The organism is Vibrio halioticoli NBRC 102217 (assembly GCF_000496695.1).
Classification (GTDB): Bacteria; Pseudomonadota; Gammaproteobacteria; order Enterobacterales; family Vibrionaceae; genus Vibrio; species Vibrio halioticoli.
Map to the genome: position 1 here is coordinate 1 of NZ_BAUJ01000009.1, position 13,236 is coordinate 13,236.

General features: G+C 41.9%; 16 protein-coding genes and 1 riboswitch. Of the genes, 6 read left to right on the forward strand and 10 right to left on the reverse strand.

Annotated features, from left to right (window positions below; all coding sequences use genetic code 11):
- A partial coding sequence (locus VHA01S_RS04145; protein ID WP_023403096.1) for a hypothetical protein occupies window positions 1-946 on the reverse strand: 946 nt, incomplete at its 3' end.
- A gap of 268 nt (window positions 947-1,214) precedes the next feature.
- On the opposite strand from VHA01S_RS04145, the gene VHA01S_RS04150 reads away from it, so the two are divergent.
- From VHA01S_RS04150 to VHA01S_RS04165, 4 genes are all read left to right on the forward strand, one after another.
- A complete protein-coding gene (locus VHA01S_RS04150; RefSeq protein ID WP_023403097.1) occupies window positions 1,215-2,519 on the forward strand; it encodes a TolC family outer membrane protein in 1,305 nt (434 codons plus the stop codon).
- Between the two features lies 1 nt (window position 2,520).
- Window positions 2,521-3,117 (forward strand): OmpA family protein, encoded by a 597-nt coding sequence (locus VHA01S_RS04155; RefSeq protein ID WP_023403098.1) that lies wholly within the window; start codon window positions 2,521-2,523, stop codon window positions 3,115-3,117.
- 132 nt (window positions 3,118-3,249) lie between these two features.
- Window positions 3,250-3,600 carry a DUF2750 domain-containing protein gene (locus tag VHA01S_RS04160; RefSeq protein ID WP_023403099.1) on the forward strand — a complete coding sequence of 117 codons (351 nt, stop codon included), beginning with the start codon at window positions 3,250-3,252 and terminating at the stop codon, window positions 3,598-3,600.
- Between the two features lie 57 nt (window positions 3,601-3,657).
- Entirely contained in the window at window positions 3,658-4,461 is an 804-nt protein-coding gene (locus VHA01S_RS04165) for a Cof-type HAD-IIB family hydrolase (RefSeq protein WP_023403100.1), read from the forward strand.
- A gap of 35 nt (window positions 4,462-4,496) precedes the next feature.
- Here VHA01S_RS04165 and VHA01S_RS04170 read toward each other — a convergent pair whose 3' ends face one another.
- The 4 genes from VHA01S_RS04170 to VHA01S_RS18455 all read right to left on the reverse strand — a co-directional run bounded on the left by VHA01S_RS04170 (window position 4,497) and on the right by VHA01S_RS18455 (window position 6,555).
- The gene (locus tag VHA01S_RS04170) at window positions 4,497-4,976 is read right to left on the reverse strand and encodes a GNAT family N-acetyltransferase (RefSeq protein WP_023403101.1); all 480 of its coding nucleotides are present in this window, start codon (window positions 4,974-4,976) and stop codon (window positions 4,497-4,499) included.
- Window positions 4,960-5,586 (reverse strand): LysE family translocator, encoded by a 627-nt coding sequence (locus tag VHA01S_RS04175; protein ID WP_023403102.1) that lies wholly within the window; start codon window positions 5,584-5,586, stop codon window positions 4,960-4,962. Before VHA01S_RS04175 ends, VHA01S_RS04170 begins: the two co-directional genes overlap by 17 nt.
- Before the next feature lie 88 nt (window positions 5,587-5,674).
- Window positions 5,675-6,385, reverse strand: coding sequence for a hypothetical protein (locus VHA01S_RS04180; RefSeq protein ID WP_023403103.1), 711 nt, complete (start codon window positions 6,383-6,385; stop codon window positions 5,675-5,677).
- 11 nt (window positions 6,386-6,396) lie between these two features.
- A complete protein-coding gene (locus VHA01S_RS18455; RefSeq protein ID WP_023403104.1) occupies window positions 6,397-6,555 on the reverse strand; it encodes a hypothetical protein in 159 nt (52 codons plus the stop codon).
- A gap of 283 nt (window positions 6,556-6,838) precedes the next feature.
- Window positions 6,839-6,946: riboswitch (glycine riboswitch) on the forward strand.
- Between the two features lie 86 nt (window positions 6,947-7,032).
- Here VHA01S_RS18455 and VHA01S_RS04190 point away from each other — a divergent pair.
- Window positions 7,033-8,418 (forward strand): alanine/glycine:cation symporter family protein, encoded by a 1,386-nt coding sequence (locus tag VHA01S_RS04190; protein WP_023403105.1) that lies wholly within the window; start codon window positions 7,033-7,035, stop codon window positions 8,416-8,418.
- A 200-nt stretch (window positions 8,419-8,618) separates the two neighbouring features.
- Here the strand turns inward: VHA01S_RS04190 and VHA01S_RS04195 are convergent, their stop codons facing one another.
- The 4 genes from VHA01S_RS04195 to VHA01S_RS04210 form a co-directional block, all read right to left on the reverse strand.
- The gene (locus tag VHA01S_RS04195) at window positions 8,619-8,903 is read right to left on the reverse strand and encodes a hypothetical protein (RefSeq protein WP_023403106.1); all 285 of its coding nucleotides are present in this window, start codon (window positions 8,901-8,903) and stop codon (window positions 8,619-8,621) included.
- A 154-nt stretch (window positions 8,904-9,057) separates the two neighbouring features.
- The gene (locus VHA01S_RS04200; protein ID WP_023403107.1) at window positions 9,058-9,840 is read right to left on the reverse strand and encodes an ABC transporter ATP-binding protein; all 783 of its coding nucleotides are present in this window, start codon (window positions 9,838-9,840) and stop codon (window positions 9,058-9,060) included.
- Window positions 9,837-10,886 (reverse strand): FecCD family ABC transporter permease, encoded by a 1,050-nt coding sequence (locus VHA01S_RS04205; protein ID WP_023403108.1) that lies wholly within the window; start codon window positions 10,884-10,886, stop codon window positions 9,837-9,839. The genes VHA01S_RS04200 and VHA01S_RS04205 overlap by 4 nt, the downstream gene beginning before the upstream one ends.
- Window positions 10,883-11,794, reverse strand: a complete 912-nt coding sequence (locus VHA01S_RS04210; RefSeq protein WP_023403109.1) for an ABC transporter substrate-binding protein — start codon at window positions 11,792-11,794, stop codon at window positions 10,883-10,885. The genes VHA01S_RS04205 and VHA01S_RS04210 overlap by 4 nt, the downstream gene beginning before the upstream one ends.
- 235 nt (window positions 11,795-12,029) lie before the next feature.
- Between VHA01S_RS04210 and VHA01S_RS04215 the strand changes: the two genes are divergently transcribed.
- Entirely contained in the window at window positions 12,030-12,557 is a 528-nt protein-coding gene (locus tag VHA01S_RS04215) for a cobalamin adenosyltransferase family protein (protein WP_023403110.1), read from the forward strand.
- Between the two features lie 28 nt (window positions 12,558-12,585).
- Here the strand turns inward: VHA01S_RS04215 and VHA01S_RS04220 are convergent, their stop codons facing one another.
- Entirely contained in the window at window positions 12,586-13,215 is a 630-nt protein-coding gene (locus VHA01S_RS04220; protein WP_023403111.1) for a LysE family translocator, read from the reverse strand.
- Between the last annotated feature and the right edge of the window lie 21 nt (window positions 13,216-13,236).

Consider the following 13,236-nt stretch of genomic DNA (forward strand, 5'->3'; position numbering starts at 1 on the left):
CCTTGTCGTTAACATCAGTAATAATTAATGATTCAAGGGTTGTGTTGCCTTCGCCAAGGTAGCCTGTGATCGTGCCCGTTTCACCCTCACCGTTGATCACTTCTTCGCCGTTGTTATCGGTTAACGACACTTCCGACTCTGTTACACCGTCACCATTAAAATCATCGCCATAGGTAAAGTCTTTCTCAACCGAATCACTAACTTCAACAATGTTTCCGTTCCCGTCAGTGCTGATAGCAATAACCGTTAATTCACCATCCTCTAGCATGCCAACATCAACACCTTCAATTGTGTATTGCCCGTTTTCATCAATCCTTATCAATGATGCATCGATGATAATTTGCGTATCGTTAACATCGGAAATAATTAATGAATCCAAACCAGTGGCACCACCTGCGACAACGCCATTAATGGTCGCAGTTTCACCTTCTCCATTTATCACTTCTTCGCCGTTATTATCAGAAATCGATACACTACCTTGCGATAAAACTGTAACGACTTGCTCAACAAACTGAGCGATCGCATCAGCTTGTTCAAAAGTAAATGAGGAGGGAAATACACCTTCGGTTTGAAAGTCAGTTACGGCAATAGTTTGTGCTCCATCTCTGGCAACAGCACCTGTGGTTGTCAAGCTTGAACCATCTTCTTCTTCGGAGAGTAACTCATCTTGCGGGTTAGTATCGCTGTCTTGATTTAATGCATTTACTACACCTTGAATACCTGCTTGAGCATTCACTGAGTCTACACTGCCCTGATTGGCAATAGAGACACGCAACTCACTCACAATATCTTCGGGAACAATCAGTGGATTACTGCCAACAGAAACAATGATATCTCCGTCTTGTGGAATATAACCTTGCGCTGCAACTTTAAGGTTGCCTTGTGCATCGATGATTAGCCAGGCGTCACCAAATACAACGTCGTTAGCAAATGAGATACTGTCCATGTGTACTCCTTGGCCCAATTTATATTGTGGCCTGTATTTATCAGTTAGATCTTCCTTTCTATGGTTAAATTTTACACTACTTTTCAAGTTAGCAAGGTGTTAAAAATAAACACCAAACTAATCATCAATTTATAAACATTTCAGCAACGAATGCATTGTAATTATTTTGTTATTAACTATTATATACTTAGCAACCAAAGTGACATATTGATGCATCATGATGAGCTCAAGTTTGGTTAAAAAGTAACGGAATACTAGGGAGCATACCTTGAAAAGGATTAAGCTAAGCGCCATCGCTCTAGCTAGCATGCTGTGCAATCCAGCCTCAGCCCAGTCGTTAGAGCAAGCCATTTCGCACACTCTGAAAACGAATCCGACCGTAAAAAGTTCGTATAACGATTTCATGTCTTATTTGTATGAAAATAAAGCCGCTGTACGAGAATATTACCCGAAGGTTGATCTCACCGCTGGTATTGGTTGGGAAAACTATCAAAACGATCAAAGTAGAGACGACGATTACACCGCTGTAGATGCGTCTATTCGGTTAACTCAACTGTTGTGGGACGGTTCAAACACCCTACACAACATGGATAGAACCGCAGCAGAAGCTGAATCATTACGCTACAAAGTATTAAGCGATGCGTCGGACACGGCATTAGAGGTATCTAAAGTCTATTTAGATGCACTAAAAGCGTATGAAATTCTTGCACTTTCTGAAAGCAATCTTGCGACCCATAAGAAAATATTTAAAGACATTAAAAAACGTACCGAATCAGGAATCGGCTCCACTGCGGACTTATCGCAAGTCGAAGCCCGTATTGCTAAAGCACATGGCAACCTGCTCGCGGCGCAAAACAATTTGTTTGATACGCACACTCAGTTTACTCGCTTAGTTGGACAATCTCCGCAAGGGTTAGTATTCCCTAGAGCGGATATCACGCGCATTCCGTTAACCATCACCGATGCCATTGATATTGCGTTGGTTAAACACCCTGTCATTAAAACCGCTAAAGTGGATGTAGACGCTGCTAAATTTCAATATAAACAATCAAATAGCCCTAACCTGCCTACCTTTACTATAGATGCGGGTTACGATTATTTTGACGATGCAGAAGGTGTTGCCGGTCGCCGTGACGAAATGAATGCAACATTGAGAATGCGTTACAACTTATTCAATGGTGGTGTTGATAGCGCTAATAAAGACCGAGCTGCTTATCAAATTAATAAAGCCAAAGATTTAAGAGACCGAGCCTATCGAAATGTAGAAGAAAGCCTTCGTCTATCTTGGAGCGCGCTAGATCTCACCCTGCAACAAAAAGAATTTTTAGCCGATCACGTCGATGCGGCATCCGATACTGTGGTTGCCTACGACAAACAATACAAAATTGGTAAGCGAACCCTACTGGATCTATTAAACACCGAAAATGAACTGTTTGAATCTCGTAAAGGCTATGTTGATGCGCTATATGCTGAGCAATATGCTAAATTCCGCGTACTAAACGCTACCGGTACTTTACTTGAATCCCTATTGGTCGACATTCCAGAACAGTGGAATACAGCGGTGGAGTACTAGAATGAAAAAATTAATTTTAGCTTCCGTCATCTCTTTCACTATGCTTGGATGCGCAAATGATACCGATGAATATATCGATACCCCATTGCCAGACCAACAAGCAGATCTACGTGATTTTGACCGTGATGGCGTGATAAATGCTCGAGATAAATGCCCAGGAACACCAGTCTCAGCGAGAGTCAATAACGATGGTTGTGAAGAACTTATCGAAGTATCACAAGAACAAAGCCTTAAAATTTTATTTGAAAACGATTCTGCCGAGATAAACCCTGTGTTTGCCGGGCAAATTGAAGGTATGGCTGAATTTTTAAAACAATACCCGGAAACTTCCATTGAAATTCAAGGGTTTGCCAGTAATCCTGGAGACAGAGAATACAACCTAAACTTGTCTCGCAATCGAGCGCTCTTTGTCCAAGATAAACTGATAGGATTTGGCGTCGAACCCAGTCGCGTAACCATCATCGGCTACGGTGAAGATGACGTCGAGGACAACAGTCCGACCGATGAAGCGCTAGAGCGACGAGTTGAAGCCACGGTTATTGGTTTTAAAGGTGACTTTGTTCGCGAATGGACAATATTTACTAAGCTTCCTAAGTAACCATTATCGAACAGTCGTTGAATATAAAGCTGAGTAAAAACTCAGCTTTTTTGTGTCTATCTTGCTAAAAAATGCCATGCAACCTCTAAGCGTGCTAAAATACCCGACATATCACACTGTTAGGAAAAAACAATGAGCCAATTAAACAACGATATTCAACAGAATCTAGACCTGTTCATCGAGCAGAGTAAAACAGAGAATCTTGTTTGGGGTCTTAAAAATGAAGATGGCTGGTTAGCCTGCGATTCAAGTGAGTTTGAAGAATGTGAAGTAATGCCATTTTGGTCTAATCGTGCTGATGCTGAGTATCATAATGTTGAAGAGTGGGCTGATTTTGAAGTCACTGAAATCCCTCTTGATATTTTTGTAGAAGATTGGCTAATCACCCTATCAGAAGATGGTGTATTAATCGGCACAAACTGGAATGCTGAGCTAGAAGGTAAAGAAGTAGAACCAGAAGCACTGGCTAAACTTTACCTATAATAATTCTATAACCCCTGCGATTGCTGCAGGGGTTTTCTTTTTTTACTGGGTCTAATAATGTACAAGCTAATTGCTATCGATATGGATGGCACCTTACTCAATACCGATAAAGTTATTTCAAACCGAAATAAACAAGCTATCTTGGACGCAAAAGCAAAAGGCGTAACTGTGGTGTTGGCTTCTGGGCGCCCATTAGAAGGTATGCTTGATAGCCTACATCAACTGGAAATGGACAGTAATGAAGATTATGTGCTGTGTTATAACTCCGCGATTATTAGAAATATAGGAACAGGCGAAGTTATTAGCGAACGCTTGATCTCAGGTGCTGATGCAAAACGCATTTACCAACTGGCTAAAGAGCGCAATTGTAACTGTCAGGCATTTAGTAAAGAGCACGGATTAATTACCCCAAAAAACAGTTACTACACGCAACATGAAGCTAATATTAACGGCTTAACGATAACAGAAATGGATTTTGATACCTTAGAAGATTCACACCCAATCATCAAAACCATGTTAATTGATCCCGTTGAAGTACTGCAACCGATAGCGGATACCCTTCCCGAAATCCTAAAACAAGATTATTCTGTGGTACGCAGTGCACCTTTCTTCTTAGAGTTTTGCAATCCATTGAGCAATAAAGGCACCGGCGTACAAACCCTTGCGCAACATTTGGGTATCAAACAAAGTGAAGTGATGTGTATCGGAGATGCGGGTAACGATCACGATATGCTGAAATACGCAGGTCTTGCGGTGGCAATGCAAAATGCCGATGATGAAACCAAATCACTCGCCGACCATATTACCGATAGTAATAACGAATCCGGAGTCGCGATTGCTATTGAGAAATTTGTACTCTAAGTAATTGATTCCGTTTTAAATAAACAACTAGTCAATTACACGATTGTTTTTGTCATACAGTGAATGTGCGTTTGAAAGCCATGCTTACGGTAAACACCAAGCGCACTTTCATTAAATCCCCACACCTCAGCGTTGACTCGCATCGCCCCATAATTCAAAAATTCAGTTTCTAAACGACTAAGAAGCGCGATTCCCCCACCAATCTGTCGATAACTATCATTAACAAACCAGTGGTCTATGCTTCCTACCATTTGTGATTTTAACAGTGGCGATTGCAATTGACACAACTGCCCTGTGATAAACCCAACGATATGCTCTTCCACTTCTAACACGAAGATAAAACAGTCTAGTGTCGATAAATAACTGTCAAGCTCTGCGTCAAGCTCATTGATACATGGCGGTTTTATCATTTCTTCACAGTGCAAATGATGCCACTCATATAATGCGCGCCACACATTTAATAAAGTGTCTTTATCTTCAAGCTGTGCTCGCCTTACTTTAAAAATATCCGACATTTTGCCACACTACTCGACAAGCTAGCGCAATTAACACTATGCCTGAAAGCTGATCAATGAGTTTGCCCTTGGCTTTTAATCTTTCAAATAGCATTGGGCTTGAGAGAATTAAAGCGATAAAGGTATACCACAAACCATCAACTAGCATAGGTGTGACAACCACTACTGCCTTTGAACCTAGGCTATTACCTTCGGCAACAAACTGGCTAAATAGAGCGATAAAAAACAATGCTATTTTAGGATTGAGCAAAGAAATTAATAGCCCTTCTTTGGCGGAATCCTTAATACTCATGGGTTTACCTGCTTCAAGAGTACTGGCAATGCCACCATTAGAGGTTAACGATTTCCATCCTAAATAAGCAAGATAAGCAGCGCCTAACAATGAAATAGAAACAAACAACAGCTCTGATTTATGCAATACAACCGCAAGACCAATTACCGTAATAAAAGCGTAAAATGCGATACCGCACGAGTGTGCCCAAGCAGCTGCTATTCCATTGAGCCTTCCCCCCGCTAACGTATGCTTACTAACAGTGGCAAGACTCGGGCCTGGAGACATAGCGCCAAGTAGGCAAATTAAAAACAAAGATAACCATAAGTGGAGGGACATAACATAGTGCTCGATATAAAACGCAATACACTATGTTAAGCTTTTTTTTAGCTAGGTAAAGATCAGATAAACAGATTTATTAAATCCTTTACTTCACCGCTGAATCTGCGCTATCCAATTGTGCCTGCTTTGCATTGATACTCTTGTCTAATGCTTTTAACCGATCGGAGGCTTTTTGTTTTCTGTCACAGGAATCTGACTTTGCATCCCAGCTTTTGCCTTCGGTAAATACCTGACACTCTTTAGTCAGATTATTAAAAGTCACAATCAATTTTTCGCGCTGTACATTTAACTCATGCACTTCTTGTTGCAGCTTTAACTGACCTTGAAAAAATTCCTTGGACTGTATAAGGATGGCATTTTTCTTATCAATAGAGGCTTGTAAGACTTGATTTTGTTTCTGTAGGTCGAGAGCCTGATTTTGTTGTTCTTTTAGCTGCGTTTTTAAATTTGCTACTTCAACACTTAATGTCTGGTTTTGTTTTTTCAGCTGTGTGTTGGTCTTTTTCGACGCGGCTACCGTTTGCTCAAGGGTACTTTGCTTCTGCTTTTCTATGTTGCTATCTTCTTTGAACGTCTGTAATTGTGATTTGATTTCATCATTTTCAGCAATCAAGGCCGCATGTTCCTCTGTTAATTGCTGCTGAGCAACTTGCTTTCCCTTACTCACGTTTTCTGCGTGATGTGAAACAAACGCACCACCACCTATCGCGCCTAATGCAAGGCAGAAAACCCCGGTAATAAAGTGTGTTTTTGTCAATCCAATCTGACGTACTCGTACAAGTTTACAATTCAACACAAACTACTCCACTAACGGATTAACTCAGATATCATCAAAACACCAGTATAGGTAGCAAACGCTCCTAACAATACAATGACAACCCATTTTTGTATTTTCTCATTCGTGTTATAGCGAACAAACAACAGCGCTAGAACACCCAAAACGACAATAGCAATTAAACGTGTCATGTTACTCTCTCACAACGTGATAAATATTAGAGTTAGGTAAAGTTTAACAGTTAAGTAATTGTTTTAGTTAATCTTGCCTAAAAGAAATTTGAATAAGTTTCTTGAATCTGTAAAAAATTGTGATACTTTACTCGCCTGTAAGTAATTTACTTACATACCTAGCGTTTTTACGCTAGTTCCGATGAAGACTGCAGGAGAGTGACGTTTTATTACGTCTACCGAAGAAGTAAATCTTTCAGGTTCTTGTTTATACGTTCTTGTTTAACAAGTGAGGACTGCAGTTGGAGGAATCTCTGGAGAGAGCCGTACTACTTTGATGTAGCAATCGGCCGCCGAAGGAGCAAGCCCAATTTTGGGTGAAACTCTCAGGCAAAAGGACAGAGGAGTGAAACTGCGTTTAACCATTTTACCGTTAATTTAGTTCTTTTGATCCGCGTTCACTCTTCTCCTTATATGTTGTTTATTAAGGGGAAAACCATGACACCAGCACAATCTTCGCTACAAACTATTTTACACTCCATCGACAGTTTCGTCTGGGGACCACCACTGCTTATCCTATTGGTTGGTACCGGCGTTTACTTCACTTTCAGCTTAGGTCTTATTCAGTTTAGACACCTTCCTACTGCCCTTAAAATGGTCTTTAGTAAGTCATCAAATACCGATTCTAAAGGTGATGTCACCGCATTCGCCGCATTATGTACTGCCCTATCTGCCACTATTGGTACGGGTAATATCGTAGGTGTGGCTACTGCGATTAAACTTGGTGGCCCAGGCGCACTCTTTTGGATGTGGCTGGCAGCACTATTTGGTATGGCAACAAAATATGCCGAGTGTCTACTTGCCGTAAAATACCGCACCACAGATGATAAAGGTGGCATGTTGGGTGGTCCAATGTACTACCTGCGTGATGGCGTAAAATCACCGCTTTTAGCAACATTATTTGCCGTTTTCGCTTTAGGTGTTGCCCTGTTCGGTATCGGTACTTTCCCACAAGTTAACGCTATTTTAGATGCATCAGAGATGACGCTCGGCGCTGACCGTACTATGGCTGCAATCGTATTAACAGTCCTAGTGGCTATGGTCACTTTAGGTGGCATCAAGTCTATCTCTCGCGTTGCGGGTAAAGTTGTGCCGACCATGGCCGTTATCTACGTGGTAGCTTGTTTAGGTATTTTGATCAATAACGCTGACCAAGTATTATCGGCCATTGAGCTAGTAATTGTTTCTGCCTTTACACCAACAGCAGCAAGTGGCGGCTTCTTCGGCGCAAGTGTGATGCTTGCCATCCAATCAGGTATCGCGCGCGGCGTATTCTCTAACGAATCTGGTTTAGGTAGTGCTCCTATGGCAGCGGCTGCGGCAAAAACAGATTCATGCGCACGTCAGGGTTTGATTTCGATGACTGGTACCTTCTTTGATACCATCATTATCTGTACCATGACCGGCCTTGCCTTAATTATCACAGGTGCATGGCAAAGCGATCTTGCTGGCGCCATGATGACCACGCATGCTTTCGCGGTTGGTTTAAATGCCGATGTCCTCGGCCCGATTTTAGTATCCGTTGGCTTATTGTTCTTCGCCTTCACCACCATTTTAGGGTGGAACTACTACGGCGAACGTTGCGTGGTTTACCTTTTTGGTACTAAAGCAATCCTGCCTTACAAAGTGGTCTTTATCGCATTAGTCTTCTCTGGTGCCTTTATGAAACTGGATATGATTTGGTTAATTGCCGATATCGTAAATGGCTTGATGGCAGTACCGAACTTAATTGGTCTTATCGCCCTACGTCAGGTGGTTATTGCGGAAACTAAGCTGTTTTTTGACAAGTCATTATCATTAAAACCTGCGACTCAACAATCGTAAAGACAGTTATTGGCTTGCGCTGATGTGGATCATTGCTTATAAAAAATGATCACTTTAGCGTAAGTCATTACGACTTCTGACAGTTATGAGTAAGCAAATACTAAAACACCTTAATAGTTTTCAGAACTATTAAGGTGTTTTTTCTCGATAACAGCGCGTATTTGCAAATCAAACTTATACGCCCTGTTATATGTAGGATATTATTTATTTTTCCGCAAACGCTCTCCTAGCATCGAGAAAAACGTGTAGAACTGGTGCATACCTGAATTACCACCACGAACCACTTTCGCATAGCCTTGTTTATACTTTGCAACAGCTTCTTCAGATGATTTTGCGAGTATTATTTCTCCATCAACAAACAAACCTTGTGATAGCAAAGCATCCTTATTAACTTGAAAGCCCTTTGCTTGCATATCCAAAAAAGTGAAATTTGTTCCATCGACCTCACCAGAAACAAAAAATTGATACTTATTTAATTGCACCATTTTGATAAGATCCTTGCAAAGGTTGATTCCTGAATTTGGCACCACTTTGCCAATAATTGTTGATATACAAAATACACAGAACGCGCGCTGATTTGAATAAACACCTTTCGCAGACTAACCCATCACAATGATAGATTAACGAGCACAACGGATATTAATAAGAATCCCGCTTCACCGCCAAAATATTAGGGTTACCGGTACTAGAGTTGATAGAAACCTTAACTTCATAAGGATAAATCTGTTGGATTTGCTGTTGGGTCAATATTGAACTTGGCACGCCATCGGCAATCAATTTTCCATGATGCATAAGCAACAAACGATCGCAAAACTCTGCCGCTGTATTTAAGTTATGTAATGCCACCAGCACCGTTTTGCCCTCTTGTGCCAAGCTGTACAAAATATTCATTAACTGGCCTTCATGACCAATATCTAAGCTCGCACTGGGTTCATCCAATAAAATAACAGGCGCATCTTGCAACAAGATTCGCGCAAGGTGCACCAGTTGTTGCTCGCCGCCAGACAGTTCATCTACGCTTCTTTCTTCAAGGCGCTCTATGTTAAGTCGCTTTAGCACCTTATTTATTTGGCTTTTCTTTTGCGCTTTATCTAACGCATGGTTATTCACTAAGCCTAACGCAATTAACTCACTGACTTTATAAGGGAACTCTACTCGATTGATCTGCGGCAGGTAGCTTAATAGCGCGGCGCGCTGATCGGCGGCCAGTTCCATTACCGGTTCACCAAACAAGCAAACTCGCCCTTCGGTTGGCGCCAGATAACCGCTGATGTGTTTTAGCACGCTAGATTTACCTGCACCATTGGGGCCAATAATGCCCACTAATGAGCCTTTCTCCAACTCAAAGCTAACGTTCTGCAATACTGAAGTTCCATTAAAAGAAACACTTAATTCAGCCACTTTTACCGGACACTTGTTCATAGCAATCGTCCCTGCTTTTGTACTCGAACCACTAGCCAAAGGAAATATACTCCGCCAACTATTGCGGTAATGATGCCCGCTTTGATCTCATACGGCGCAATGATGTAGCGCCCTATAAGATCGCAAATTAAGAGAAAGATTGCGCCAAACAGCGCCGAAAGCGGCAATAGACTAATATGATTGGCGCCAGTTAACATACGCACCAAATGTGGAACCATTAAACCGATAAAACCAATCGGGCCAGCAATCGCTATCGACATGGCGGTAAGCAGTGATGCACATAGCAACAAGCTAAAACGACATCGCCCGACATTCATTCCTAAACCATGCGCCGCTTCGTCACCAATAGACAAGATGTTTAACCAATGTACGCGTCGCAGCAACCAAAGTGACGCTAATACAATGACCGGCAGTGGCCAGATAATTTGCTCCCATATTCGACCATCTAAGCCGCCCATGGTCCAAAATACAAATTGGCTTACTTCATATTGACGGGCAAATAATAGTACCCCTAACGTAGCTCCGCCTAACAAAGACGATAAAGCCAGCCCCGCTAAAATTAAATACAGAGTTTGCCCGCTACCGGAATTACGCGCCAAAATAAACACAAACATGGCGCAAATTAATGCTCCAACACAGGCAATGATTGGCGTCCATAGCGGGTGAACAAGAGACAGTCCACTACTGATTGCGATAACCGCACCAAAACTACTTCCGGCACTTACGCCAAGCACATCTGGGCTTGCTAATGGGTTACGAAATAAGCCTTGGGTACACGCACCAGCAATGGCTAACGCACTGCCAGCGGCAATGGCAGCAATGACTCGTGGCAAACGAATATGCACAACGATGGCAGAAATTAGTGGATACTCTGAAGCAGCGCTTTGAGAACCTTGCGTGACTAACAGCTTTAGATAGGAAAACATATCCATCACTGACAGATTAACTGCGCCTAACGCCAGCGCCGCCCACATTGAAATAACAAGCGCAATACTTCCTACCAACGCGTACCAACGAAATTTCACATAGCTTGAATCTGCAATCATGGAGCGGGTGTACCTAAAACAGCCCTATTTACAAACAAAATAGTGTCCACAATATGCTGGCTATAGGTCCCGCGTAAATATTGAGGGATAGGATAAACATTGCCTAACTTAACCGCTTGTACGTTTCTTAGCGCTGGGTCGGTTAAGACTTGGTGCATTAAATCGGTACTGCCCGCTTTATCGGTTTTAACAACACTCGGAACAAACAACACTTCGGGATCAAGAGCAACAATAAGCTCTTTAGACATAGGGGTTTGACCAAATTTATCGGCATCAAGATCGGCAACTACATTTTCAAAACCTGCCTGATTAACAATCAGTTGCCAAGTAGAATGGCGAGTACTTGACGTGCCCCAATTATTGTAATCAAGCACTTTATATTTATGACTGGTGTAAACAAGACCTTCTTCTAGTTTACGCTCCATATCCACCACTATGGTTTTGGCTTTGTTGTCTTCGCCAACTATTTTGCCGATAAGTTTTATTAAATCTTCAATTTCAGCCAAAGTGCTAGGTACAGGTAAAATGAAGACGTTTATACCCGCAGAGCGCAGTTGATGAATACGTCCAGCATCACTCCACGTAGCGGCAAACACCAAGTCAGGGCGATTTGCTAAGATTTGTTCTACGTTTAAACCCAAACGAGGCACAGATGCAGGTACTTTACCTGCAATAACAGAAAAATGTTCATCATCCACAAGATTAGTGACTGAACTAAAACGTTGCGTAGGGATCATATCTAGCAACACTTCATCACTAAATAGAGATTTGGAAGATATTTTTTGAGGGGCTTTATCAAGAGTCAGGCTTTTACCGCTTGCATCTGTCACTGTGATTGGATATTGAGCCCATACAACAGCAGAATAAAGATACACAAGCACAGCGAAACCGCGCATAAAACTTCCCATTTAATTTTCCCTTTTATACTTTTTAATGCTCAAACTCATCAAAATGAAGGATGCAGACAATGAGTTTGACGATTCAATGATACTGAACGGCACAAATTTAACTAAAGAATATCGTGATTTTATCAAGTAACAATGATTAGATAATACATAAGCACATAGAGTAGCAATGTTTACCTTGTAACGCATTGAAACCTAGCTTGTTTTTATGAATAAATGCATTTTAGAAGGAAACATCATGAAATTCAGCGGTAATATTGACGAACTGGCCTACCCATTTATTTTTGAAGACAGCCCATTATGCGACTTTGAAATCCTTACCGATGAACTGTGTACCATTACAGGTCTGGCGCTAACCAATATCGATAACCCAAAAGTGCGCCAATCTTTAGAAGAATTGCAGCCAAAAATCTTCCATCTTAATGGTTCAATTCGTGGCAAAAATGGCATATTTGAAAGTGATATTGAATCATTGGCAGCCGAATACCACGCCTTCAAAGACAGTGTCAGTGATGACAACAAGCGATTTGTATTGCCACGAGGTACAGGTCCGGTGATTCAACTACACCAATGTCGTAGCCTGTCTAAAAAAGTGGTTCGACAGTTGGTGTTGGTAGAGAAAGCAGGCAAAAAAGTACCTGAAACGCTACCAAGATTTGCCAACCTGTTGGTCAATTACTACTTTGCTCTTACTCGCGTACTCAACCAAGAAATGGGCATTGAAGAGCCGGAATACACCAGTATCAACTACAAAGCCAAAGCCTAGTTAGCCCGAGATAAGCTAACGCTTTAAATCACAAACACTCAAAAACCAATAATGCGCCAAGCGCAATTAAGACTAAGCTGCTGCACATCTGTAAGCGGTAATTTACTTTGCCGCTCGATAACCACAGCTTAGCTTTATCTAGCATACTCGCCAAACCGCACTGCCAAACCATTGCCAATACGAAGTGAATTGATGCGAGAAAAATCGACTGTAGCCATAGGTTACCCGAGGCATCGATGAACTGTGGCAAAAACGCCAGATAAAATACTGCGGTTTTCGGGTTCAGTACGTTCGATAAAAAGCCCTGACGAATGGAAGTGAACACCGAAACTTGAGAGCCATCCGCCTGAACGTCAATAAGCCCTACTCCGCCTTTTAACGAGCGAACGCCCGAAACACCTAACCAAATAAGATAGGCCGCGCCGATGAGTTTAATGCCATTAAATAACTCAGGGCTTTGGCTAATGATAGCCGCCACGCCAATGGCTGACCAAGTGGCATGCACGTAGAGCCCAAGACAGATACCCAAACTGGTTGCATAACCATCTCCTTTTCCTCCACGACTGGTGTTACGAATAACCAGAACAGTGTCCAGACCGGGAGTGATGGTCAAAAGAGTCATGGCGGCGATGAAGGTGTATAAGTCGTTAATCTGCATTGAATTTTCTAATGTTGCTTA